Below are 24,578 nucleotides of genomic sequence, written 5' to 3' on the forward strand. Positions count from 1 at the left end.
TTATCAAAATGCACCAATTAAGAGAAATAGGCAATAAATAAACAGAAATCTGCCTATTCTATACCAGCTTTCAAGACTATTATGCATCTATCACAACGAAAATCATCCATCTAAGGAAGCAAGAGGTCGATATGCAATTTACTTATGTAAACCCTACTCTAATTCATTTTGGTCAAGGTCAAATCGCAGCAATCACTAACGATATTCCAACAACAAGCAAAGTTTTAGTGATTTATGGTGGCGGTTCTATTAAGAAAAATGGCGTTTATGATCAAGTTGTTAAAGCGCTCGAAAATCACACATGGCTTGAGTTTTCTGGTGTTGAACCAAACCCAACCAAAGAAACACTAGATAAAGCCGTTGCTATTGTGAAAGAACAAGGTGTGGATTACATCCTTGCTGTTGGTGGCGGATCCGTTATTGATGGCTCTAAGTATGTTGCAGCTGCAGCGAAATACGATGGTGATGGCTGGGATATTTTAATTGGTAAGCATACCATTGAATCAGCAACCCCAATTGGCGCGATCCTAACACTACCTGCAACGGGTTCTGAATCTAATATGGGTGCGGTAATTACTAAAGCAGAAACACAAGATAAGCTGGCCTTCTTACACCCAGCGGTTCAGCCAAAGTTTGCAGTAATGGACCCAGATGTAATGAAAACACTGCCAGAGCGCCAGCTTATTAACGGTATCGTGGATGCTTGGGTTCATACTTGTGAGCAATACCTAACTAAGCCAACACACGCTATGGTACAAGACGGCTATGCAGAAGTGCTTCTTCGTAACCTGAAAACATTAGGCGATCACTATGCAGAACGTGATAACGATGAATGGCGTGCAAACCTAATGTGGACAGCAAACCAAGCGCTAAATGGTCTAATTGGTAGTGGTGTTCCGCAAGACTGGTCAACCCATATGATCGGCCATGAATTGACTGCGTTATGGCATGTTGATCACGCTCGATCTCTTGCTATTGTTCAACCATCGCTGCTTCGCAATCAGATTGAATATAAGCGCGCTAAGCTAGAGCAAATGGGTCGAAATGTATTTGGTCTTGAAGCAACCTCCGATCTTGCAGAGCGCACAATCGATGCAATTGAAGCCTTCTACCATCAGTTAGGTGTTGCAACTCAATTAACTGAGTACACAGGTGATAAAGAGTCGGCAGTTAGTGCTGTTATCGACCAACTAGGTAAGCATGGAATGACAGCTCTAAGTGAAAACCAATCCATCACTCTAGAGCGTAGTCGTGAAATTTTAGAAAATGCAATTGCTTAAAGGGTAGGTTTTCGCCCAGCGCAATAGTAAACGGCAGATCTAGGATCTGCCGTTTTTTTGTTCACAACCAACTCGGTATGCTTATCTAGTCACAAATAATAAACACTGAGCACTAAAACTACTTGCATTTAATTCAGGCATCTAATATATCAGACACTTATCGTGAAGATGTATAATATTACACATGAATACTGAATTAATCCAAAAAGAAATACTGCGTAGAAAAAATCTATTTCAGAAAATTAGTTATGGTGATATCGCAACTAATGTCACACCAAACAAGTTAAGAGAATTACAGCTATATGGTGGAGCTGCTGGTATTTGGGTTCATTCAACTGTAACTAAAAAGATTATAAACAACGAGTTCGGTATTGCTGTTAGTATCTTACATACAGGTAAAGACTATGCAGATGATTTTTCGGACTGTGGTATTTTATACGATTTTCCAGCAACTAATCGTCGAGGATCACATGATAATAATGAAATTCAGGCGTTAAGAAATTGCTACACAGCACAGATACCATTATTCGTAATTACTAAAACCAAGAAGAAATTACGTAATGTACATATTGGTCTAATTAAAGATTTTAATGAAGAAAAACGAAAAACATACATTGAATTCGTTACTAACGATACATTCATCCATAATGCAGATATAAATAAAATTGATTATGAACAAGCTGATTATTTTACTAATTTTGAGCAATCAGTTATTAAGTCTTTACAAGATAATCCTAAAAAACGCCGACAGCGAATCGAAAAAGCAAATAAAAAACCTCAACTAATTTCTCGTGTTGTAAAAGACTATCAACGAAACCCTGATATTGTTGCAGAAGCTTTAATTAGAGCAGCAGGTATTTGTGAAGCATGTGGATGTCAGGCTCCATTTAATAAAAAATCAAATGGTGAACCATATCTAGAAGTGCATCATTTAATTCCACTATCTAAAGGTGGTGAAGATAGTTTAGATAATGTTCAAAGCTTATGTCCAAATTGCCATCGAAAACTGCATTTCGGTTAAATATTCAATCAGCTCAATACTCATCTATATTGAGCTGATTACTTCAAAATAATACAAAACCCTAACCAAAAAACTCCCCACATCCATCTATCTTCTGCTTTAAAAAATCGACAAAGCAGCGGACTTTCAATGGTACATATCGGTTTTGTAGATATACCGCATTAAATGGCAGTTTTTGACCTTCATAATCCACCAGCAATGGTATTAACTCCCCCGATTCAACATAACGGCTTACCATCCATTTAGGTAGATGAGTAATACCGAGTCCAGCAAGTGCAGCATCCAGTAACACATCACCATTATCACAACGGAATGAACCATGGACAGAGATTAAATGCTCTTGTTGTTTACAGCTGAAAGACCATGTATTCACCGAATGTAGACGCGAATAGACTAAACAATTATGGTCTAGCAGATCTTCAGGCTTATTTGGCGTTCCGTTTTTAGCAAGGTAATCGGGAGATGCAAAAAGCATCAGAACATTATCAAACAGATGACGAGCAATCAGGGTAGAATCTTCGAGATTACGGGCTCGAATCGCCACATCCACACCCGAACTTATCAAATCAACATGTTGATCACTGGCAAGTAAGTCAATTGAGATCTCAGGATATAAAGAATTAAACTCCGATAATAACGAAGCTAAAACTAAGCGGCTAAATGCGATCGGCGCAGAGATCCTTAGCACCCCTTTCGGTACAGCAACATCTTCTCTTGCGCTAGCCTCAGCTTCGTCTATTTCACCGAGAATCGCCACACACTTATTAAAGTACTCTGTACCCGATGGAGTAAGCGCCAGTTCGCGACTATTACGAGTCAGCAACTTTACTCCGATCTCTTTTTCAAGAGCAGCCACTTTTTTGCTGATTGCTGTTTGAGAAGTATTTAACTCTCGCCCCGTTGCTGAAAAACTTCCTGTTTGCACCACACGGACAAACGCTCGCATTGCCCCTAATTTGTCCATGTCCCACTCTCTCTTTATATAAACAGGGTTAATGAGCTGTCATCAACTCGATGTAGTATCCATAATATCAGAGCCATTCCAAAAAGTTATAGCTGGTAGTCATTTTACCTTAGTTCTAGAACTTATGGTTTTACACTATGATTCTTTCAAGCCAAATACTTAAGGAATAATAATGATGACTACACACAAACTTACCGCTGGCGCTCAATTTCCAACCATGACAGTGACAACATTAGACGGCCAACATGTAGAACTTAGCCAACCTCAAGGCAATCATGATTGGAAAATGGTTGTCGTATATCGCGGCAAGCATTGCCCTTTATGTACTCGCTATCTTAATCAGTTAGAAACACTAAAAGACCAATTTAGCAAAGTCGGTGTTGATATTATTGCTGTATCAGCTGACAGCAAAGAGCAGGCACTCACTCATAAAGAACAACTTAATGTGACCTTCCCTATTGCTTACGGTCTAACGGTATCGCAAATGGAACAGCTTGGACTTTATATCTCTGAGCCTCGTTCAGAAAAAGAGACCGATCATCTATTTGCAGAACCGGGACTCTTTGTAATCAATGATAAAGGTCAATTGCAAATCGTTGATATCTCAAATGGCCCATTCGTTCGCCCAGAGCTTGAAGTTTTACTCTCTGGTATCGGCTTTATTCGTGATCCGAACAACCATTACCCAATTCGTGGTATGTATCAAGGCGAGGCATAATCATGAGCTTACAAATGCTAACGCCCATTGAACTAGCACCGAATTTAACGCTAAAAAACCGCATTGTTATGGCACCTATGACGCGTTCTATGGCCGATGATGATCTCAATCCAACAATAGCTATGGCTGAATATTACGCTAAGCGCGCAGAAACAGGGTTAATCGTCACTGAGGCAACCATTGTTTCACCATTAGGACAAGGCTACCCAAATACACCGGGACTTTATAACGAATCACAAATACAACATTGGCAGGAAGTAACAGATCGTGTGCATCAACAAGGTGGTAAGATCTTCGTCCAATTATGGCACTGTGGGCGTATCGCTCACTCTATCTACCTAAATGGTGAAAAGCCAATAGCACCATCGGCGGTTTCATTTGAAGGTCGTGTTCCTCGTACTGATGGTTTGCAGTATGAAGAACCTCGTGCCATGACGGATATGGAGATCGAACGCGTTATTCAAGAATTTGCGCAAGCTGCTGCCAATGCAAAACTTGCAGGCTTTGATGGTGTAGAAATTCATGGCGCTAATGGTTATCTAATCGATCAATTTTTACATTGGGAGACAAACCAGCGAACCGATCAATGGGGCGGGACTCCTGAAAATATGGGACGTTTTCTTTTTAGAGTGATTGAAGCGGTGCAAAAGGAAATAGATCACGTTGGATTGCGTCTATCTCCTGTTGGTTATCTTCATATGGCTCTGAATGAAAAAGATCGAGAAGTTTCAGATTATGTTCTAAAGAAACTGAACGACTACGATCTGGTTTATCTGCACAATGGGGCGTTTGATGATGTGAAATACGACTATATTGATGGAACGGTTACACAATATATGCGTCGTCACTATCAAGGCAAAGTGGTTGGCAATGGCAGTTATACTCCAGACATTGCAGAACAAGTACTAGAACAAAAAGACGCAGATCTGGTTGCAATAGGTCGTCCCCTAATTGCCAATCCAGATTATGTCGCGAAGCTGAAAAACCATCAGCCAATCACTGAATATAATGCCGAAATGCTCAATACATTAGAGTAAAACCCATCGATAAAAAACAGCCTCTTAACAGATGATAATCGCTTAGTTAAGAGGCTGTTTTTCTTGATTGCTAATAACTTAACTAGCAGATACGAGGTAAAAGCTCACCTGCTGGGAAATCTAAATAACGACGGCTTCCCCAAGGGCTGTTTAATACCACTCGATGTTGCTCCGATCGACAAGCCGTACCCACAATCGCCGCTTGCGGATTAAACTGCTGTAGAACATCCAAAGCGCGCTCAGCATCTTGATGAGGAACCGCTAAAATAAATGTTCCTTCATTGGCTAAATCATAAGGTTCGAAACCAAATAATTCGCAAATGCCACGCACACTATCATTAACAGGAATTTGCTGCTCATCTAGCGTAATTTGCACTTCTGATGTTTGGCACCATTCGTTAAATACTGCGGCAATACCCCCTCGGGTTGCATCTCGAAGGCTATGAATCTTGATACCTTGATCAAGCAATGCTTTTACGGTTGGCCATAGAGTCGCACAATCACTTGCAATCGGAGATGCCAGCTTTAGTGACTCTCGTGCCGTTAAAACACACGCACCATGACAACCAACATCACGAGACACTAATAGCGTATCCCCCTCAGCTACATTATGAGATGAAATTCCTCGTTGACGGATATGACCAACTCCTGTTGTATTAATATAAACACCATCGGCCGATCCTTTAGGCACGACTTTGGTATCACCACAAACGATTTTTGCCCCAGATACCTTCAGTTCATCAGCCATGCTCTTAACAATCACTTCTAAGTCATCAAGCGAGAAGCCCTCTTCAATAATAAAGCTTGAAGTGAGATATTGAGGCTCAGCGCCCATCATAGCCAAATCGTTTACGGTGCCAGCAATGGCTAGTTTACCGATATTACCGCCTTCAAAAAACAGAGGCGATACGGTGAAACTGTCGGTAGTCATCGCGATAGGACCAGAGCATTCTAAAACAGCGGCATCTTCATTGCGCAGCAAAATCTCATTACCCAAATAACGAAAGAACAACTGATTGATCAGTTTATTCATTTCGACACCGCCACCACCATGACTTAATTGAACCTGTTTCATGAATTAATTCCTATAAATCTTCCGTACCAGCATAACGGTAATAAGCATTACAAGCGCCTTCAGAGCTCACCATACAGCTTCCCATTGGACGATTGGGGTTACATGTTTTACCAAAGACTTTACAATCAGGTGGTGTTGCAAGGCCTTTTAAAATATCGCCACAGCGACACACTTTATGATCTGGTGTATCAATATGAGAGAAGCAGTCGTCGAAAATAATTTCAGCATCTCGATGTTGATAACACGGCTTAAGTTGAAGAGCAGAGTGAGGAATTGGACCTAAACCACGCCAATTGAATTCATCTCGTACATCAAACACACGTTCAACCAAACTTTGTGCTGCGGTATTTCCAGCCTGAGTAACAACACGCTTATATTGCACATCAAGTAACGCTTGTTCTTTGATGCCCTGCTCAACCAACATCAGTACAGATTCTAATACATCGGCAGGTTCAAACCCCGCAACCACTAACGGAATATGGTGCTTATCTACGACCGATTGATAAATTTTAGATCCCGTTACCGCGCTCACATGAGAAGGACCAATAAAAGCATTAATCGGAGACTGACCATCAGCTAAAATCACTTCCATAGCTGGAGTAACCAATACATGATTAATGTGAAAATAGAGATTATTGATCTGTTGAGCTTCTGCCATTTCGACCAACACGGCGGTCATTGGTGTCGTTGTCTCAAAACCGATAGCAAAGAAAACCACTTTTTTGTCAGGGTTTTCTTTAGCAATTTTGAGTGTATCCATCGGATCATAGATAGGCTCGACTAAACCACCTTGAGCACGACACTGAGCTAGTGAACTTTTTGACCCCGGTACTCGAATCATATCGCCTAGAGTTACGAGAATAACATCGGGCTGCTGAGCCAGTTCAATGGCCTGATCAATACGCTCTTTTGGCATAACACAGACTGGACAACCTGGACCATGAACAAAATGCAAGTTATCAGGTAATAACTGCTTTAGACCAAACTTCATGATGGTATGAGTGTGACCACCACATACTTCCATCATATAAAGTGGCTTGGTGAGTAGCTGAGCTCGTTGCGCGATTTTTTCAGCCAACGCTTTGACCAAATCGGGCTGACGAAATCCTTGATATAACTGAGTTGATACTGCCATTACACCAAACCTTCTAACTCTTGGCGCTCCATATCAGCCAAAATCAGTTTGTACATCTCAAGGCTTTCTTGCGCTTCTTTTGCGTTAATCTTACTGATCGCAAAACCCACATGAACTAACAGATGATCGCCAAGTTCAATCGGCTCTGCAATTAAATGGGTGCTAACTTTGCGCTGAACCCCCATGGTTTCAACTAAAGCAGCAGTTTCATCTGGATATAATTCAATGACACTAGACGGAATACATAAACACATATTGCTTTCCAAAAATGAGATATCAGTGGTTAGTTATTATGAATGGCATACCACAGCTGACCTGCTGCAATACCGCCATCATTCACAGGGATCAATTCGCCACTGTAAATAGGTTGTTTTTGTTGCAAAGCACTATCACGAGCGGATGCTAATGTATAAGCGCTCTGCAAAATAATTCGGTTTTGAAATACACCACCAGAAAGCACAAGAGGTAGGGCTGGATAATTCTCGGCTAAGGTAAAAATACTTTGGGCGATATTTCGTAAAAAAGCATGAGCAAGACGGTTCTGCAACATTTGATTGAACGCAACCGATAATCGGCAAGATAGCACAGACTCAAAGCATGGTTGCCAGTCAATAACCGTAAAATCAGATTGCGCATTCAATGAAACCAATGACAATTCTGGTAACGGGTACAAAAGCTCATATTGAGAATTTAATGCGGCTTGTTCCAATAAAAGCCCGGCTTCACCTTCATAACTGACACGCTCTAGTACCCCTAAAAGATAAGCCATCGCATCAATAAGCCGCCCCATTGATGAAGTATATGGAGAACGACTGCCACTTTGCCAAAGTTGATATAGATTCTCTAACGTTGCACTTGTCCATTGTGGAAAGAGTTTTTCTTGCAATGAACAAACCTGCTCAATCGACATAAATTCAAGCAAAATAGCCAATAACAAACGTGCAGGCTCTTTAATGGCTTGCTCTCCACCTAATAAACGAAACGATCGTAAACTTGCCACGCGCTTAAAGTTATGGGTATCGGCCAATAACACTTCCCCACCCCAGACGGTTTCATCCTCACCATATCCAGTTCCATCAAAGGTAAACCCAAGTACCTGCTCTGTTAAATTATGCTCGGCCATCACGGCAAGCACATGAGCATGATGATGCTGAATCTGAGTCAACGAAATCGAGGAGTCGTCTGTAACCATTCTCTGCGCCAGTTCGGTTGAGCGATATCCTGGGTGATAATCACAAACAATGCGTTGCGGCGAAACATGATAGAGAGAGGTGAAGGTTTTTATCGCTTCTTGATAGCGCATTTCATTATCGACATTATCAAGATCGCCAATAAATGGAGATAACATCCATTGCTGCGGCAAAGCAAGGCCTATAGATGCTTTCTGTTGTGCCCCCATCGCCAATGTTGCTTGATTATGAGTATCAGCAAATCGACTAAATGGCGCATAACCTCGGGCCATTCTTAAAACATGCACTTTATCGTCAATCACATGAACCAGACTGTCATCACAGGCATGAAGAATTGGACGATTATGATTTAAAATACCATCTAACTCAGTACCAAATTGAGCAATAACCTCTTCAAAGCATGTTGCAATCGGCAATCCAGAACGGTTAGCACTGGTCATCACCAAAGCGTGAGGTGTATGAGGCTTTAGTTCAGCTAATTTAGCAAAAAGCAAAAAATGCAAAGGGGTATAAGGCAACATGATCCCCAAGTACGGCACATTTGGCGCAAGATTTGGGGCGAGTATCGATTCGCGGTTTTTCTTAAGTAACACAATAGGACGTTTTTGTTCATCCAGAGTCTGCCACTCTTTATCACAACCTTGCGCGAATACACGAGCATCAGATAAGCTTTGAACCATGATCGCTAATGGTTTTTTTGGGCGATGTTTATACTGACGTAATCGTTCAACAGCAACATTATCGCTGGCATCACAAATAAGATGGAAACCACCTAAGCCTTTTAGCGCAACAACGCCGCCCGCTAAGATCTGTTTAGCTAAAGATTCAATGGCTTGTTCACCAACACTATCCGTCTCAGCGGTAGAATGCTGGTGCCAACTAACCCAAGGGCCGCAATGTTCACAACTGATCGGTTGAGCATGGTAGCGTCTGTCCAATGGGTTTTTATAAGCTTGTTCACACGGCTGGCAGAACTGAAAATTCGCCATACTGGTATGACAGCGATCATAAGGCAGCGCTTTGATGATACTGTATCGGGGACCGCAGTGGGTACAATTGGTAAAAGGATAGTGATAATAGCGCGAACGGGGATCTTCAAGATCGGCTAAACACGCCTGACATACCCCTTGATCTGGAGAGATCGAGACAGAGGTACTTTCTCGCTCACAACTTTCTTGAATCGCAAACTCTGTTGGACATTGCGCCTTATTCCAACTAGGTAAAACGGTGATCTCAATATGATCAATACGACTTAACGGTGGGGCTTGACGTTCTAACTGCTCAACAAATTGCGTAAGTTGCTCAACGGTTCCTTGAGCATCAATTTTTACTCCTTCAGAGTCATTGATTACCCATCCTAACAGTTGATATTCCAGAGCTAATTGATAGACAAAAGGGCGAAAACCGACCCCTTGCACAATACCTGTGACATGAATAAATTGATGAGAAATCATTGTCACTATCACCTAATTATAATCTTCCCCAGCAACCTAGAGCGAAATTCTCATTGTTATTGGGTTTAAGTCGATACTCTAAAATAAGCAAAGAAAAACAGTGAAATAACACTTATAATTTGCCGGTTCACTCTTCTGCTTTGCCTATTTCACGTTAAGAATTTAATGTGTGTTGTACATCCTGCAACGAATACTGAAAATTCACACAGGGATCGAGCGCACCAACGAGCAGATCAAGCCCAACGGTTGGATCATTTTCAGGTAATTCACAGTGCTGAAAAATATAGTCAAATAATCCATCAGGTTCACACAATCTGTCTGTTGGTGTAATGATCTGATATTCAACAATTTTATTATCCCAACCAACAACGGCTTGATGATAAAGTTCACCATGGGGCGCATTTACTCTCACCCCTCCAGCTTCAACCGTTGGTTTGATAAATTGCCACTGTCCCGATAAACGATGATCAGAGAGCAATAAAGCCAGTTCATATACTCGAGATAAAATCAAAAGAAACAACACATTATCTTGCATTTTTTCTGAAATACTCAGCGTGCTCGCATGTCGTTGATACAGATCTGAATGCTTCAAGATCTGGTAATCCATCTGCCAACCATAACGCAGTGCCCACGACAGTAATTTTGGATACGGCTTTGACATATCAGTACTCTCAAGCCAAGCAATAACGCCATGATTTGCAATGAGCTCAACGGTTAACTCTGCAGACATACCAAACAGTTGCTCTGAAATATCCCATTGCCCCGCAATTAATGCTGATGTTGTTGAATCTGCGTACTGCTTCCAACCTAACTTGTTTAGCATTAAAAAAAGCTGCATCGCGTGAGTATTAATCCACTCATGATTTACCTGCCGCAATAATGTCCCTGTTGAACAACCCAAGACATAACTTGCCGCAAGTTGATGAGAGATTCGACATGCATTGGGTAAATGGCCTAGAACATCAATAGCATTTTGCGGTTCTAAACCGATTAGAGCGTGTTCTATTTCAGGGCGAACATAGTGGATTTCTGCCGCTTCGATTTCTTGTCGGTTCGTTAGCAATGTAATATCACAACGACCTAATAATGCATTCATGATCTCTCCATGATTGAAAGCAATATATGAGATGATTAATAATAAATCATACAATTAAATTCTTTTTGCGCATTATCAATGGAAACGGAATAAGTAGAAATGTATTTTTTGTCCAAAAGCCAATTTTTTTAGCTTATCGCTGTACCCTTCTCAAAAACATCATATTTACAATACAAAAAACAAACAATTCAATTACATTGCTGAATTTATATTGAACTAAAAACTCACTCCAAATGATGTTTTTTCACTTGATAATAAATAATATTTATAGTGCTTTTTTTTCACGTGTTGTAGTCACATTTTTCCCAATTAAAGATTGTTTTTTTTCACTGGTTAACTACTATACGCGCAACTTTTTTACTGTAACGACCAATACGAATACCAAAGATGGATACTTTCCCCGCAAAACTAAAGCAAGCCACCTTTTTCTTCTCAACTCTATTTGCATCATCTTCTGCAATGGCGACCGAAATGAATACGCTAAATAGCCATGGTTCATTTGCGTTATGGCTATTGATAAGTGTCTTAGGATTTGGATTGATGTGTCGTAAGTAACGGTTTAACTCAACGATATATCGCTGAAATAACTTTTTACATTTCGCCGTGAAAGAATAATTCACTATATAGGTCTTTATTACCGAACACATATTGTGGAAAGCATAAGGTATAAAGATTATGGTTAAGTTAATTTCTCTTCTTTCAGGTATTGTTTTAAGCTTTGCCGTGAATGCCTCTCCGTACACTTGGAAGTCTCAGCAGACCACCATAGATGGAGCTCAGTTTACAAGCTCTCAACAAGCTTTCGATGCAGGGTTAGTTCTGTTGCGAGGGTTTGAAAGTAAAAGTGCATTTGAACTTGGCAAAGCTTTGAACCCGATCTTAACCGATCGCGTTAACCCTCGCAGTTATCAGATTACTCAGTCAAAAGTGAAAGTGGATCAGTTCCTAAATTCACAGGGTGATATGATCTATCAACCTATTGTTGATATTACTTATCGCTATGAAGCTCGTGACCGTAATAATTGATTATTACCAATCCCCAATGACACCTCATTAATAATAAGAGAATAATTTATTGTATATTGGGGAAAATATAACTCACCTAACATGAGAAAAGATTAAGCCTTCAATTCTCGTAAATAGCGGTAAATTGTGTGAATGGAAATATCTAAGCCCTTTGCCGCTATTTGAAACAACTCGGTTATTTTTTTTAGCGTACACAGTCTTTGTTTTGATATTATAAATTTCCTATTAACTATCAATACCATAAGTAAATAACCACTCTCACAAAAAATGAAAATTTAGTCTTCCTATCCCCGAACTCTCTATTTGATCAAGATCACATAAATTAACCTCTAACCCTCGTATAACAGATTCTCCACTTCTATTTGTTATACAAAAAAATGAAAAAACTCACACTTTTGGCTAGCAGTATTATTGCGGCAACTATTGCAGGGCAAGCAAGCGCCTGTACGACGATTCTTGTAGGTAATCAAGCAACTAAAGACGGTTCATATATTGTTGCCCGTAATGAAGATTACCAAGCAACTAACGCGAAAAATTTTGTTTTCCATCCAGCAGAAAAACCACAGAAAGAAGCTTTCCACTCTAATGCCAATGACTTTACCTATCCGGCAGCAAAAGAGGCGTTGCAATACACTTCAATGTCTGATTTTAATACTGATGGTAAAAGCATGGGTGAAGTTGGATTCAACTCTGCCGGGGTTGGCATGTCATCAACTGAAACCATTTATAATGGCGCTAAAGCACTGAAAGTCGATCCTTACGTTACCAAAACAGGTATTGGCGAAGATTCCATTGAGAACGTGATTTTACCGCGTATTCACTCTGCCAAAGAGGGGGTAGAGTTACTTGGTAAGATCATTGAAACACAAGGGGCTTCTGAAGGTTTTGGGGTCGCTTTTGTTGATAATGACGGGATTTGGTATTTAGAAACCGGTAGTGGTCACCAATGGATGGCAGAAAAAGTACCTGCAGATAAATACTTCGTATCAGCAAACCAAGGTCGATTGCAGCACTATCTTCCAAATAATCCAAATTATTTAGCCTCTCCAACCTTAGTGAGTTTTGCTGAACAACACGGTTTATATCAAGCCGTTAAGGGTCAACCTTTTGATTTTCATGCGGCTTATTCACAAGATACCCCAAATGATATCACCTACAACTACCCTCGCGTTTGGACCCTACAACATATGTATACTCAGGGCCTTAAAACAAAAATTGATCAAGGTAAAACATTTCCAGTCTTCTTAAAACCAACTCACAAGCTTACCGTTGCTGACGTAGAACAAGGCTTGCGTAATCATTATCAAGGCACTTCCCACGATCCGTACGCCAATAAAAATCCTAAAGAACCATACCGTCCGGTGTCGGTATTTAGAACTCAAGAATCCCACGTGTTACAAGTTCGTCCTAACCTACCCAAAGCAATTGGTGAAGTGGAATACATGGCATATGGTATGACATCACTTAGTGTTTATTTGCCGTATTACCAAGGTATGACCAAAGTACCTCACAGCATTACATTAGGTACCGATCAAGCAGATGATCAATCCGCTAATTGGAAGTTCCGTAAGTTACAAACACTTGCCATGATGGATTGGAATGACTTTGCTCCTATTGTTCAAAAGGCGTATCAAAACTTTGAACAACAGACTGCGCAAAAACAAAAAGAGATGGAAAAACAGTATCTAGCCATTTATAAGTCAGAGCCAAAACAAGCTCAGGCGTTGATCAATAATTTTGAGCAACAAACCGTTACCGATGTACTCAAATTAACCGATCAACTTACCAACACGCTATTTACTAAACTGACGCACAAAGTTGATATGACCTACCATTTTGAAGGGGCATAGAATCAGCTTAGTATTAAAAGCAAAACCGAATAAATAAGAAATACAAAGCCACGTTTTCATCATTAAAATCATTATGAAAAACGTGGCTTTCTTCTATTTTCGACTCTTCTACAATCGATATATGTTCGCTAAGATTTTATTTTAATACGGTTCTTAAGCGGCTAATTTTCTCTTCTAAAATAGATTTTGGACAACCTAAGTTAAGACGGATAAAGCCACTACCATCTCGACCAAATCCGTATCCCATAGTTGGAATCACCCCAGCTTGATGCAACTTTTGCTCAAGTTCTTGATCATCAAGCCCCATCGCTCGACAATCTAACCATGCTAAATATGTTGATTCTTGAACGCGATAAGTCACTTGCTTTAGCTCATCACGAACAAACGCTTCTAGAATTTTATTATTTTCTTCAAGGTATTTAACGGTTTCATCAACCCATGCATGACCATTTCGGTAAGCGGCTTGGTTGGCAATAATACTAAAGGCGCTATAGACATCAATACCATAAGCCAATAACTTTGTTTTGAGCGCTTGAGCTTCTTTTTCATTTGGAATCATAGTATTAGTCAAACGCATTGACGGCAAACCAAAGGTCTTAGTTCCCGCGATACACACCGCCAGTTTATCAAAGTACTGAGGTTCAACTCGTAGACAACTGTAAAACGTGTGGCCACTAAATACCATGTCAGCCCAGATCTCATCAGAAATTAGATACACACCATATTGATGACATAACTGACAAACCTGAGTCACTTCTTGCTCTGTCCACACTCGACCACCTGGGTTATGAGGGTTGCAGAATATCATGATCTTCACACCATTTTGAAATTGCGCTTCAAGATCAGCAAAATCAATCGTGTAATAACCGTTGTCATTGATCAGACTCGATTCAGCAACTGTACGACCTGTATTTTCAATGGTGCGATAAAAAGCATGATAAACCGGGCTAAGCACTAAAACTTTATCCCCGACTTGGCACCATTGCTCCACCAGCATCGCAATAGCAGGTAAGCTTCCCGGTGTTGTATGGAACCACTCCTTTTGCAAGCTCACTTGATGGCGTTCAGCCCACCAATCAATTACTGAATTAAAATATTCATCACCGCGCTCAGAATAGCCAAAAATGCCGTGATTTAAACGCTCTTGTAAAGCATCAGTAATAAAGTTAGGAGCTTTAAAGTCCCAATCCGATACCCAACTAGGCAGAGCTTCCCCTTCTGGAACCCCTAACCATTTCTCCATGTAGTCCCATTTTAAGCAATCTGTACCGTAACGATTAATAATAGTATCTAGTTCGTGTGCCATAACTTCCTCACGTAAGAAAGGAAAGCCCCAAATAGACGGGCTTTCCAAATTAATTTATTTAAACTGTTGCTTTAGTTTGTGTTGTTGTTTTTGTCTCTTTTACCGCTTTGGCAATACCAACACCCGTTACAGCCCACAGCATGGCAAAGAAAATTGCAGAGTAGTTTTGAATTGCCCAAGGCATGTAATCTAGCGTTGAAACACCTAATGTTGCAGCCATAAATACACCAGCATTAGTCCATGGAACAAGCGGTTCAATAATGGTGCCGGCATCTTCAATGGTGCGAGATAAGTTCTTAGGATCTAACTGCATACGCTTATAGGTATCACGGAACAGCTCTGAAGGAATAAGCAGCGCCAGTTTGCCATCGGATGTTGTACACACCACGGTAATAGTAGTCACAATTGTTGCACCAATAAGACTTGCGGTCCCTTTGATCCCTTTACTTAGTAGATCGACAAGAACATTTAGAGCGCCTGTAAGAGCCAGAGCTCCAGCAAAAGAGAAAGCACAAAAGACCAGTAACACAACGCCCATCATAGAAGTCATACCACCGCGATTAACCAAAGTTAAAACATCGCTAACCACGGTCACATTACTTAAGCCAGCATCTGCAAACATGCTCGCGTTAAAGCCATTAAGCATCGCAGTTAGAGCCGTTACTAAGCTGAAGCCTTGGAATGTTACTGCGTTAAAGATGCCAATTGCGATAGCTAATAACATCAAAGGAATGGTTGGCAACTTACGAATAGCGCCCCACAAAATCAACGCAGGAGGCAATAATAGGAAAATGTTAAGAGAAAATAGCTGCTCAATATTAGCCAGCATTGCAATCACCTTCTCCGGCGTATCTGCGGTAACATCGTGACTACCCACAAAGAAGAACACAACGGCAGAAAGGATAAATGCAGGAATTGTAGTCCAAAGCATGTGCTGAATGTGCGAGTACAGATCAGTGCCAGCAACAACAGGGGCAAAGTTAGTAGAATCAGAAAGTGGTGAGATCTTATCACCAAAGTATGCGCCAGAAACCACAGCACCAGCCACCGCGGCAAGGTTTGCGTCCATACCGGTTGCAATACCCATCAAAGCCACACCAATTGTCCCCGCAGAACCCCATGATGTTCCTGTACATAGAGACACCATACAAGTCACTAAAAATGATGTAAGCACTAAATATTCAGGGCTGATGATCTTTAGACCGTAGTAGACCAGCATTGGAATAGTACCACCGACCATCCAACTACCGATTAAGCCACCAACTAGCACCAATATGAAGACAGCAGGCAAAGTTTTCGCTAAGCGGTCGATAATAGCATTTTGAATATCATCCCAGCTGTAGCCAATTTTCCATGCCACTGCAGCTGCTATTACCGCAGAAGTTAACAAAAGACTTTCAATCGGAAGACCATATACACCATATCCAATTACCAGCAATCCGATCATTGCAATTAATGGCAGCAGAGCTAACCCTACTGGTGGTGCCGTTATAGATTTATTATTCATGTAATTTACATCCACACGTCATAAAAGGAACAAAGGTTATTAATTGTTTTTATCTGTTTTGAATCACATTATTAGGATAAATACTAAATATCTATCGATCTGTGATGGAATTCACTGATGTAACATATTAATATTCAATGTAAATTACATGATTAAAAAATGGGATCTTCAACACATATGGCAACCATTAAAGATGTAGCAAAAGCGGCAAATGTCTCAACCGCCACCGTCTCTAGAGTCATTAATCAGTCTGATAGTGTGCTGCCAGAAACCGTAGCGAAGGTAGAGAGTGTGATGGCACAGCTTGGCTATCAAATTAAAGACAACCGACGCCTTACCATTAATCAAGGACAAGATACTATTGGCTTGATCGTAAGCCGTTTTCACTCTCCTTTTTATGGTTTATTGACTCAAGGCGTCGAAAAAATTGCGAAAAAGCACGGGCGTAAGCTCATTGTGGCAAGTGGTAACTACGATATAGAGTGTGAAGAAGAGGCGCTAAAATTTATATTAAGTAAAGGCTGCCGCAATATCATTGTTCATAGCAAAGCAATGACTGATGAGATGTTGATCCGTTATGTCAAACAACATCCAGGGATCATTATTATTAACCGTCATGTAGCCGAAATTGAGTCGCAATGTGTATGGTTAGATAATAGCGCAGGTACATATTTGGCAACGAAGCACTTAATTGAACAGGGTCATCATAAAATTGCTTATCTTTCTTGTGAAATGGAAGTTGATGATAAATTTGATCGTTTTAATGGCTATCAACAAGCGTTAGCTGAAGCTGGTATTGAATTTAATCCCGATTGGGTTGAAGAAGTGCCTTTTGGAGAGCCTGGTGGTGCAGAAGCTGCTATTAATTTACTCAACAAAGGATTACCTGTAACAGCGCTAGTTGCATTTAACGATTTTTACGCAGCAGCTGCAATGCAAGTCTTTAAAGAACATGGCATAGAGATCCCACAACGTTTATCTATTGTAGGTTTCGATGATGTTCTACCTCAGTGTTATTTTAATCCTAAGCTGACGACTATTCGCAGCCCAATTGAAAGTATGGCGATGAATGCTGCTCGTCTATCTTTAGAAGGTTGCGAGCTACCAGTATCGAATACATTTCATCCATTGCTAATTAAACGCGATTCGGTGCAGAAGCCTTTTGAATAATCAAGATTACTCTTTCTAAGGGGTCGTTAGTATGGAGTATTTCAGTAACAAAACGCAAAAAGGCCGCTGAGCAAAACTCAGCGGCCTTCTTTAATATGGCGGAGAGATAGGGATTTGAACCCTAGATACGCTACAAACGTATGCCGGTTTTCAAGACCGGTGCTTTCAACCACTCAGCCATCTCTCCTACGGGGACGGATATTAGAGTGGTTCATCGATATTGTAAAGCTTCTACAAACCGTTTGACTTAACATCAATCTATTTGGTTTATTTTGCATTAAAAACACTCGACATAGTAGATATCGCTGTTTACTATCTAACCAACAGCAGGAACCAGCTTAGACCAACTGACCAATAGCCCCGCAGCAAATAATACCCATATTGCCGTTGCTAATGATAAAGTCATCCATAATCCGTAACGGGCGCTGAGTATATACACCGCTAATAGATACCCCGCATATGGAACCAACGAATACAAGCCAAATAAAGCTGTTGTTCTTAACTCTTCAACCCCACGCTCAGAACCAACAATAAAGTGTGCAATTAAAGCAAACGTTGGAAACAAAGGCACAAGGCCTGCAATATAGAAGTTTTTTGTCTTAGACAACAATGCAATTAATAGAACCGCAAACGCCCCTAATGAGCATTTAGCAAATAACGCAATCATTTAATCTTCCCTATCCGATTTTAATATGCTCAAGCAGTCTTATTTGAGATAAATCACAGTGTCTGTGTTTATGGTGTAATCAAATAGATAATAAATTGTAATCGCGAAGAGATATAACAAGTTAATCTGCTTAATAGGATAAAAATATTTTTAAGTTCAATTAGTTATTGATATATCGCTTTTCTGTGATTTATTGTCTCTGGCGTGGTATTATCTCGCAACTATCTTCTCAGATGTAGATGCATAAACCATCCACTATGATAGAAATAGCAGATAATTTCGCCATTGCGAATGATAATTACGTTTAGAAAAGAGATAATATTTTGCTTGATATAATTCGCGAAGTATTAGGATGGACATCTGTCGCATTCTACATATCACTCACCATCTTCAACTCAATGAAATTTACCCGTTATGCCGCTTTTGCTTCTGCAACAAACGATACAGCTTGGTCTATTTTAATGGGATGGTGGCCAAAGGTTATTCTAAACCTGTCTGTTGGCGCAATTAACGCATATCGATATGTAAAGGATTTTACTAACACCAGTAAAGCCATCATTAACACAGTTGCAGCTTTAATGGCTGGCGGTATCCTTTACGTTGCTTATGTGGCTATCAGTAGTTTTATTAACAATCCTACGATTTCAGAAGCGTTACAGTTTGGTGATCTTGCCTTAATTCTATTGGCTCTCTATATGACCGAACTGAAGAAATACCGAATTCTTATGTTCTTATCTGGTTTTGTCGGTATGGCTGCTTATTATGGCAATCCACAGATGATGATCATCAAAGCGCTTGTGATCGGTATTATGGCCTATAAGCTCTATAGCACACGTAACCAAACCGAAGAAGAAGTTAAGCAGCAAGAAGCTAACGTTTAATTTCTCTCCCTGTTATTATAACTAGCCGCTTTATACGATTTTGAGTATATAAGGCGGCTTTTTTATATCAAATATAACGATCCAGTCGATAACCAAATTATGAATAAGCAACAAAACAGCTATACCATTATTGGACTCACCAACCCTAAAAGTCCGACGAACGTAGGGGCCGTTATGCGTGCCGCTGGCTGCTATCAAGCAGATGAAGTGAAATATACCGGCCAACGCTATGACCGCGCAGCAAAGTTCAGCACTGATACAAAATCGATGTCCCAGACGATTCCTCTTACTGGTGTCGATTCTCTTTTAGACGGTCTTGATGACGACATCGAAATTGTTTGCGTTGAGTTAGCAGAAGGGGCAACTCCACTCCCTCTGTTTCAGCATCCAAATAAAGCTATTTATATCTTTGGCCCTGAAGATGGTTCTATTGACCAAGAGATTGCCGATCGCGCACAACATGTGGTTTATGTACCGACAGTTGGTTGTATGAACCTTGCAGCCTCAGTAAACGTTCTACTTTATGATCGTTTAGCAAAAACAAGCCAGATTGTTCAAGATAATGAGTTAATCCGCCGCAGTCGAGACAATAAAAATCGTCTGAAAGTAAAAGAAAGCAATACGGTAGATTCTAGCTATTCTTACTAAACCAAATGCTTTTAAATCTCTTTTAAAATAGCCTGAAGAATAACGCAAAAAGGCCGCTGAGCAAAACTCAGCGGCCTTCTTTAATATGGCGGAGAGATAGGGATTTGAACCCTAGATACGCTACAAACGTATGCCGGTTTTCAAGACCGGTGCTTTCAACCACTCAGCCATCTCTCCGTAAGTGCTGCGTATAATATAGATAGGATTCTTCGTTGTAAAGGTCTATAAGATCAAGCGCCTAAATAACAGCCAGTTTTTCCTTTCTATTGTATATAAGTGCATCAAGCTTAGCTTTAATCACTAATCGCGAGCATAACTATTATATTTAAAACTAAAAACGCGAGGACTAAGCCTCGCGTTAATATCAATCACAAATAAAAACAGATTATAGATAACGGATCTTAACTGCTTTTAATTTGCTATTAGATTCATCCAGGGTAAATTCAACCATACTGCCCATTGTTGGGTATGATGTACATGAAATCTGAGACGCATCAAATGAGATGTCACCGCCTAAATCACATGTGATCAAGCCTTTCTTTTCTGCAGGGTTAAAGCTACGAATAATACCTGTTTGTGAAGTCATAGTAATTTTCCTTCTGACACCACGATACTGCTCATATTCAATTAAAAGCTTTCTACGTATCGCGATGTTATCAATTAGAGAACAAAGTTAGTTCACACCATCGTTTTGATAGTGCGATATCATTTCTGTTAACTTCTTGACCTACTTCTTCTGGCTAAGAGTACACCCTTCTCTTAGTACGGCCTCTTAAGTTCGAATTTGCAACGATACGAACTCAGGCTAAGAAACTTGCTTTATCTATTTCAACTCATTCAGAATGCAAGCTTTGGCGAGGTAAGCTCAGCATGCAAAGTTTCTGATTTAGTATTTAGGTCTAAAGTTCAGACGTTATGAACAGTAATCAGAATTTCAGTAACTGTAAATAGGTTTTTTCATTTTTTTGAGATTAATTTCACAAAAATATTCTAACCAATTAATTTTAAAGTGAATAATATTTGTTAAAACCAGGTCATAATTTGCATCCATATGCACCAAAAGCCTTATCAAGAATGGATATAAAAATATCAACAGGTGCTTTTCTCAATTAAATTACGTCTTTTTAAAAAATCGACTTTTTAGAATTCACAAATACGAACAATAAGTTAAACATCCACTATAGTGTTGAAAACTAAAACTATTTGTCCTTATTTTAATCTTTCAACTTTTGTAATCATGGATTTCATTCAAAGAGCTATGCTTATTTTGTATACGAGAGTAAAGTATGGATATTACTTAGGTAGGTAAAAAAGGCACCTAGATGAAAGGCATTATTTCTATTCAGTCGCATGTTGTATATGGTCATGCGGGTAACAGTTCAGCAGTTTTCCCTCTACAACGTATGGGTTTTGAGGTATGGCCAATTCATACTGTTCAATTTTCAAACCATACTCAATATAAGCAAGGCTGGACAGGTAAGGCATTTTCTGCAGAAGACATTACAACACTGATTTCTGGTATTGAAAAAATTGATCAACTTCAACAGTGCGAAGCTGTATTAAGTGGCTACCAAGGCAGTGCTGATCAATGCCTTGCGATTTTAGATGCAGTGAAAAAGGTTAAACAACATAACCCAAATGCAATTTATGTATGTGATCCGGTTATGGGTGCTCCTGACAAAGGCTGTATCGTAGCACCAGGCATTGCTGAGCACTTGATCAATGATGTTATGCCAATGGCTGATGTTATTGTTCCAAACCAATTTGAATTAAGCCAATTCGTTGGAATGGAAATTAATAATCTAGAAGACGCTGTTGCGGCATGTAAAGCGGCATTAACTAAAGGTCCTAAAGTTGTTCTAGTTAAACATCTTCATAGTGTTTCTGATGAACAATTTACTATGATGCTAGCAACCGAAAAGGGCTGCTTCATTGCTCAGCGACCACACCTACCATTTGATTTACAACCTGTTGGCGTTGGTGATCTTATTTCATCTCTATTTACTGGCGGCCTACTAAAAGGTTGGACTCCGGAGCAAGCTTTTGAACATGCACACAATGCTTGTTACGGCGTATTAAAAGAAACACATAAACGTGGTGAATGGGAACTTCAAACTATTGCAGCTCAAGAAGAACTGGTTGCACCAACTGAGATTTTTCCAGCTCAAGCAGTTTAATTAATTCTATTAAGATCTATTATTTGGACAGTGTGATTTATAAATACTGTCCAATCTTCCTGTATTGAGTTTCATTTATTCCTGCGGCAACTATTTTTTACAATAAAACCAATATTCACTCACACTTCTTCTTTACTACGCATTTAATTTCACATAATCGTGCTAAAATAATCGCTTATAATAAAAACAAGTAACGATGAAATAGCATGGCAGAACACCCCATTTTATCTGAGATATTAACCATATTAACTCGTTTGCCACAATGCACGGGACTTGAAGAGGTTCAACAAACCCACCAGCAAGTTTTAGCAATGGCTCACCAACATAAAATTAATTTCCCCGATGAATTTGAGCAATTTATTACGGCTTATGAAGCGTATCGTAGCAATAATATGGCTAAAGCGATTCCGACATTTTTACATTGTCAGCGTATTTGCTACCAACAACATTCTGCCGTGCTTTCACTTTATTGTGATATCCATTTAGGAACCATCTATACCATGCTAGGGCAATTTCAGCATGGTCTTACGCATTTTTTAAAAGCTTATAAAAATTCCAATTTAAAAGATCGTAATTTTCAGATGTTGCTCAATCTCAATATTGGTGATGCTTATTTGCTATTGAATGACTTTAAACAAGGTGAAAGATATTGCCGCAAAGCCGATAAATTAGCGTTAGAATTAGACGATCTCAACTGTATATCTCTTGCTAAAATGAATGTCGCACTGGCTCTTGCACATCAAGGTGACTTAATTGATTCAGAAGCGTGGATTCAAGAAGCGATCCATTACGCCCAAAAAACGTTATGTCAGCGAACTCTGGGCTACGCTTGGTCATATCAAGGTCGTATTAGTGCCATTCAAAATAATTACTCTAAGGCAAAACACAGCTATATCACTTCAGACTACTTTTTTGCTCAATCTTATGAGTATTTTGGTCGTTCAGAAAACCAGTATTTTTATGCTTTACTCCTACTTAAAAAGAATAAACTTAAAGCCGCGTTAAATCATTGCCAACAAGCGGAAAAGCTGATCTCTAATGAAGAACACTATCAAGCTAAAAATCGTCTGTACCATCTTCAAGTGCAGATTTATCAGCAACAAGGTGATTTCGATAAAGCCAATAATATACTCGCCCTTCAAGCAAAAGAGGCCAATGATGAGATAACCCGATCTGCAGGTCGAGGAACTCGTTACATGGATTATATTCTGCCTCTTGGCGAGCAAAAACGGCAATTTGATAATCTACAGCAACTTCATAATAACTTGAGTGTGATTACTAAAATTGGTCAGCAGATTGCCACTGCAAATAATTTACGGGCTCATTTGCCTGAAATTTATCAACAACTGAATCTAATAATACCGATTCATGTTTTTGGTATCGCGCTATACGACCAAGCACAACACCAACTTAATTATGATTATTTTATTGAAGATGGTGCAGTTATCCCCCCTATCATCATTCGCTGTGAAGATGATTCAAGTTTAGGTGCCTATAGTGTGGCCCATCAGCAGCAGCTACACTTAAATACCAGCTCGAAGCAAGACCTTGCGGTTTATGTCGATCCCCAAAAAATGGATCGTCAACTATTTCAAGGCAATGATGAAAAAACACAGTCGATTATCATTACGCCAATCACTTTAAATGAGATCACCATCGGTGTGTTATTTTTAGAACATCACACGCCTTATCTCTACCAACAGCACCATTGTGACTTGGCCAAACAGCTTGCAGGTTATATTGCGGTCTCACTAGAGAATTTACGACAAACCAATATCTTAAAACAGCAACAGCAAGAACTTGAAGCCGTTAACCAACGCTTAAATACCTTGTCTCGCTATGACGCACTAACTCAATTATTTAATCGTTATGAACTCGATACGATTGCCCCAAATCTGATAAATGAGGCGCAGAAGCAGCAAAAATCTTTAACGTGTTTAATGATAGATATTGATTTCTATAAAACATTTAACGATCACTATGGCCATCAGCAAGGTGATAAGGTGTTGCGCTTAGTAGCAAAGTTTATTCATCAAGCATTTTCAGAACAGCAAGACTTTGCGTTTCGTTATGGTGGCGATGAATTCTTACTGCTTGCCTTTAACCAATCACAAGAGCAAATTCAGACCAAAGTTGAACAGCTGCAGCAATATCTTGAGCAAGAAAATATTGAGCACCACTATTCTCAGTGCAGTGAAAGATTAACCTTGTCGATAGGGTCTTATACTTGGCAGCCGGATTCATTCGATGACTTAACCGTTGAGTCGTTGATACATCAAACGGATCAAGCCTTGTATTTTGCAAAACAAAAGCATAGAAATAGATATGTGACTTACCAGCAGCGTCAACAAGAACAAATAGATTAAGCTCAAAGGA

22 protein-coding genes and 2 tRNA genes are annotated in these 24,578 nt (G+C 39.8%); 11 read left to right on the forward strand and 13 right to left on the reverse strand.

Features of this window, described 5'->3' with window-relative positions:
• Positions 1-131 precede the first annotated feature (131 nt).
• The gene (locus CTN07_RS13210; RefSeq protein WP_005305892.1) at positions 132-1,280 is read left to right on the forward strand and encodes an iron-containing alcohol dehydrogenase; all 1,149 of its coding nucleotides are present in this window, start codon (positions 132-134) and stop codon (positions 1,278-1,280) included.
• 184 nt (positions 1,281-1,464) lie between these two features.
• Complete coding sequence (locus CTN07_RS13215) at positions 1,465-2,301, forward strand: HNH endonuclease (protein WP_005305896.1); 837 nt, start codon at positions 1,465-1,467, stop codon at positions 2,299-2,301.
• A 61-nt stretch (positions 2,302-2,362) separates the two neighbouring features.
• Here the strand turns inward: CTN07_RS13215 and CTN07_RS13220 are convergent, their stop codons facing one another.
• Positions 2,363-3,265 (reverse strand): LysR family transcriptional regulator, encoded by a 903-nt coding sequence (locus tag CTN07_RS13220; RefSeq protein ID WP_005305899.1) that lies wholly within the window; start codon positions 3,263-3,265, stop codon positions 2,363-2,365.
• Between the two features lie 175 nt (positions 3,266-3,440).
• Here CTN07_RS13220 and CTN07_RS13225 point away from each other — a divergent pair, with 175 nt between their 5' ends.
• Together CTN07_RS13225 and CTN07_RS13230 are read left to right on the forward strand one after the other, a co-directional pair.
• On the forward strand, positions 3,441-3,983 hold the full coding sequence (locus CTN07_RS13225) for a peroxiredoxin-like family protein (protein WP_036766063.1): 543 nt from the start codon (positions 3,441-3,443) through the stop codon (positions 3,981-3,983).
• A gap of 2 nt (positions 3,984-3,985) precedes the next feature.
• A complete protein-coding gene (locus CTN07_RS13230) occupies positions 3,986-5,020 on the forward strand; it encodes an alkene reductase (protein WP_005305904.1) in 1,035 nt (344 codons plus the stop codon).
• Positions 5,021-5,102: 82 nt separating this feature from the next.
• Here CTN07_RS13230 and hypE read toward each other — a convergent pair whose 3' ends face one another.
• The 6 genes from hypE to CTN07_RS13260 form a co-directional block, all read right to left on the reverse strand.
• Positions 5,103-6,095, reverse strand: coding sequence for a hydrogenase expression/formation protein HypE (gene hypE, locus CTN07_RS13235; protein ID WP_005305906.1), 993 nt, complete (start codon positions 6,093-6,095; stop codon positions 5,103-5,105).
• Positions 6,096-6,105: 10 nt separating this feature from the next.
• Complete coding sequence (hypD, locus tag CTN07_RS13240) at positions 6,106-7,230, reverse strand: hydrogenase formation protein HypD (protein WP_005305908.1); 1,125 nt, start codon at positions 7,228-7,230, stop codon at positions 6,106-6,108.
• Positions 7,230-7,484, reverse strand: a complete 255-nt coding sequence (locus CTN07_RS13245; RefSeq protein ID WP_036765841.1) for a HypC/HybG/HupF family hydrogenase formation chaperone — start codon at positions 7,482-7,484, stop codon at positions 7,230-7,232. The genes hypD and CTN07_RS13245 overlap by 1 nt, the downstream gene beginning before the upstream one ends.
• Positions 7,485-7,513: 29 nt before the next feature.
• Positions 7,514-9,874, reverse strand: coding sequence for a carbamoyltransferase HypF (gene hypF / locus CTN07_RS13250; RefSeq protein WP_005305913.1), 2,361 nt, complete (start codon positions 9,872-9,874; stop codon positions 7,514-7,516).
• Between the two features lie 154 nt (positions 9,875-10,028).
• Positions 10,029-10,970 carry a hypothetical protein gene (locus tag CTN07_RS13255; RefSeq protein ID WP_005305916.1) on the reverse strand — a complete coding sequence of 314 codons (942 nt, stop codon included), beginning with the start codon at positions 10,968-10,970 and terminating at the stop codon, positions 10,029-10,031.
• Positions 10,971-11,296: 326 nt separating this feature from the next.
• Positions 11,297-11,590, reverse strand: coding sequence for a hypothetical protein (locus CTN07_RS13260; RefSeq protein WP_036765842.1), 294 nt, complete (start codon positions 11,588-11,590; stop codon positions 11,297-11,299).
• A 55-nt stretch (positions 11,591-11,645) separates the two neighbouring features.
• Between CTN07_RS13260 and CTN07_RS13265 the strand changes: the two genes are divergently transcribed.
• Positions 11,646-11,996 (forward strand): DUF3316 domain-containing protein, encoded by a 351-nt coding sequence (locus CTN07_RS13265; RefSeq protein ID WP_036765843.1) that lies wholly within the window; start codon positions 11,646-11,648, stop codon positions 11,994-11,996.
• Between the two features lie 377 nt (positions 11,997-12,373).
• On the forward strand, positions 12,374-13,846 hold the full coding sequence (locus tag CTN07_RS13270; RefSeq protein WP_005305922.1) for a C69 family dipeptidase: 1,473 nt from the start codon (positions 12,374-12,376) through the stop codon (positions 13,844-13,846).
• 136 nt (positions 13,847-13,982) lie between these two features.
• Here the strand turns inward: CTN07_RS13270 and CTN07_RS13275 are convergent, their stop codons facing one another.
• Both CTN07_RS13275 and nhaC read right to left on the reverse strand, forming a co-directional pair.
• Complete coding sequence (locus CTN07_RS13275; protein ID WP_005305925.1) at positions 13,983-15,152, reverse strand: MalY/PatB family protein; 1,170 nt, start codon at positions 15,150-15,152, stop codon at positions 13,983-13,985.
• Between the two features lie 58 nt (positions 15,153-15,210).
• Positions 15,211-16,659 (reverse strand): Na+/H+ antiporter NhaC, encoded by a 1,449-nt coding sequence (nhaC, locus tag CTN07_RS13280; protein WP_005305928.1) that lies wholly within the window; start codon positions 16,657-16,659, stop codon positions 15,211-15,213.
• 159 nt (positions 16,660-16,818) lie between these two features.
• Between nhaC and CTN07_RS13285 the strand changes: the two genes are divergently transcribed.
• The gene (locus CTN07_RS13285; protein ID WP_232282478.1) at positions 16,819-17,829 is read left to right on the forward strand and encodes a LacI family DNA-binding transcriptional regulator; all 1,011 of its coding nucleotides are present in this window, start codon (positions 16,819-16,821) and stop codon (positions 17,827-17,829) included.
• Positions 17,830-17,925: 96 nt separating this feature from the next.
• On the opposite strand, the gene CTN07_RS13290 is transcribed toward CTN07_RS13285, so the two are convergent.
• Positions 17,926-18,016 (reverse strand) — tRNA-Ser (locus CTN07_RS13290).
• 129 nt (positions 18,017-18,145) lie between these two features.
• Positions 18,146-18,496 (reverse strand): GlpM family protein, encoded by a 351-nt coding sequence (locus CTN07_RS13295; RefSeq protein ID WP_036765844.1) that lies wholly within the window; start codon positions 18,494-18,496, stop codon positions 18,146-18,148.
• A gap of 323 nt (positions 18,497-18,819) precedes the next feature.
• Here CTN07_RS13295 and CTN07_RS13300 point away from each other — a divergent pair, with 323 nt between their 5' ends.
• A complete protein-coding gene (locus CTN07_RS13300) occupies positions 18,820-19,377 on the forward strand; it encodes a hypothetical protein (RefSeq protein ID WP_005305934.1) in 558 nt (185 codons plus the stop codon).
• A gap of 99 nt (positions 19,378-19,476) precedes the next feature.
• A complete protein-coding gene (locus CTN07_RS13305) occupies positions 19,477-20,025 on the forward strand; it encodes an RNA methyltransferase (protein ID WP_005305937.1) in 549 nt (182 codons plus the stop codon).
• Positions 20,026-20,111: 86 nt separating this feature from the next.
• On the opposite strand, the gene CTN07_RS13310 is transcribed toward CTN07_RS13305, so the two are convergent.
• Positions 20,112-20,202, reverse strand: a tRNA-Ser gene (locus CTN07_RS13310).
• A gap of 208 nt (positions 20,203-20,410) precedes the next feature.
• Positions 20,411-20,611: a S1 domain-containing protein gene (locus CTN07_RS13315; RefSeq protein ID WP_005305940.1), complete on the reverse strand. Its 201-nt coding sequence runs from the start codon at positions 20,609-20,611 to the stop codon at positions 20,411-20,413.
• Between the two features lie 736 nt (positions 20,612-21,347).
• Between CTN07_RS13315 and pdxY the strand changes: the two genes are divergently transcribed.
• Together pdxY and CTN07_RS13325 are read left to right on the forward strand one after the other, a co-directional pair.
• Positions 21,348-22,202: a pyridoxal kinase PdxY gene (pdxY, locus tag CTN07_RS13320; RefSeq protein ID WP_036765846.1), complete on the forward strand. Its 855-nt coding sequence runs from the start codon at positions 21,348-21,350 to the stop codon at positions 22,200-22,202.
• Positions 22,203-22,408: 206 nt separating this feature from the next.
• Complete coding sequence (locus tag CTN07_RS13325; RefSeq protein ID WP_005305944.1) at positions 22,409-24,568, forward strand: sensor domain-containing diguanylate cyclase; 2,160 nt, start codon at positions 22,409-22,411, stop codon at positions 24,566-24,568.
• Positions 24,569-24,578 lie beyond the last annotated feature (10 nt).

The sequence above is a fragment of the Photobacterium damselae genome, assembly GCF_003026815.1.
In the GTDB taxonomy this organism is placed as follows: Bacteria; Pseudomonadota; Gammaproteobacteria; order Enterobacterales; family Vibrionaceae; genus Photobacterium; species Photobacterium damselae.

Bases quoted from the DNA above. Each gene is read 5' to 3' on its own strand.
- CTN07_RS13210 (WP_005305892.1), top strand. From the start codon at position 132: ATGCAATTTACTTATGTAAACCCTACTCTAATTCATTTTGGTCAAGGT.
- CTN07_RS13215 (WP_005305896.1), top strand. From the start codon at position 1,465: ATGAATACTGAATTAATCCAAAAAGAAATACTGCGTAGAAAAAATCTA.
- CTN07_RS13220 (WP_005305899.1), bottom strand. From the start codon at position 3,265: ATGGACAAATTAGGGGCAATGCGAGCGTTTGTCCGTGTGGTGCAAACA.
- CTN07_RS13225 (WP_036766063.1), top strand. From the start codon at position 3,441: ATGACTACACACAAACTTACCGCTGGCGCTCAATTTCCAACCATGACA.
- CTN07_RS13230 (WP_005305904.1), top strand. From the start codon at position 3,986: ATGAGCTTACAAATGCTAACGCCCATTGAACTAGCACCGAATTTAACG.
- hypE (WP_005305906.1), bottom strand. From the start codon at position 6,095: ATGAAACAGGTTCAATTAAGTCATGGTGGTGGCGGTGTCGAAATGAAT.
- hypD (WP_005305908.1), bottom strand. From the start codon at position 7,230: ATGGCAGTATCAACTCAGTTATATCAAGGATTTCGTCAGCCCGATTTG.
- CTN07_RS13245 (WP_036765841.1), bottom strand. From the start codon at position 7,484: ATGTGTTTATGTATTCCGTCTAGTGTCATTGAATTATATCCAGATGAA.
- hypF (WP_005305913.1), bottom strand. From the start codon at position 9,874: ATGATTTCTCATCAATTTATTCATGTCACAGGTATTGTGCAAGGGGTC.
- CTN07_RS13255 (WP_005305916.1), bottom strand. From the start codon at position 10,970: ATGAATGCATTATTAGGTCGTTGTGATATTACATTGCTAACGAACCGA.
- CTN07_RS13265 (WP_036765843.1), top strand. From the start codon at position 11,646: ATGGTTAAGTTAATTTCTCTTCTTTCAGGTATTGTTTTAAGCTTTGCC.
- CTN07_RS13270 (WP_005305922.1), top strand. From the start codon at position 12,374: ATGAAAAAACTCACACTTTTGGCTAGCAGTATTATTGCGGCAACTATT.
- CTN07_RS13275 (WP_005305925.1), bottom strand. From the start codon at position 15,152: ATGGCACACGAACTAGATACTATTATTAATCGTTACGGTACAGATTGC.
- nhaC (WP_005305928.1), bottom strand. From the start codon at position 16,659: ATGAATAATAAATCTATAACGGCACCACCAGTAGGGTTAGCTCTGCTG.
- CTN07_RS13285 (WP_232282478.1), top strand. From the start codon at position 16,819: ATGGGATCTTCAACACATATGGCAACCATTAAAGATGTAGCAAAAGCG.
- CTN07_RS13295 (WP_036765844.1), bottom strand. From the start codon at position 18,496: ATGATTGCGTTATTTGCTAAATGCTCATTAGGGGCGTTTGCGGTTCTA.
- CTN07_RS13305 (WP_005305937.1), top strand. From the start codon at position 19,477: ATGAATAAGCAACAAAACAGCTATACCATTATTGGACTCACCAACCCT.
- CTN07_RS13315 (WP_005305940.1), bottom strand. From the start codon at position 20,611: ATGACTTCACAAACAGGTATTATTCGTAGCTTTAACCCTGCAGAAAAG.
- pdxY (WP_036765846.1), top strand. From the start codon at position 21,348: ATGAAAGGCATTATTTCTATTCAGTCGCATGTTGTATATGGTCATGCG.
- CTN07_RS13325 (WP_005305944.1), top strand. From the start codon at position 22,409: ATGGCAGAACACCCCATTTTATCTGAGATATTAACCATATTAACTCGT.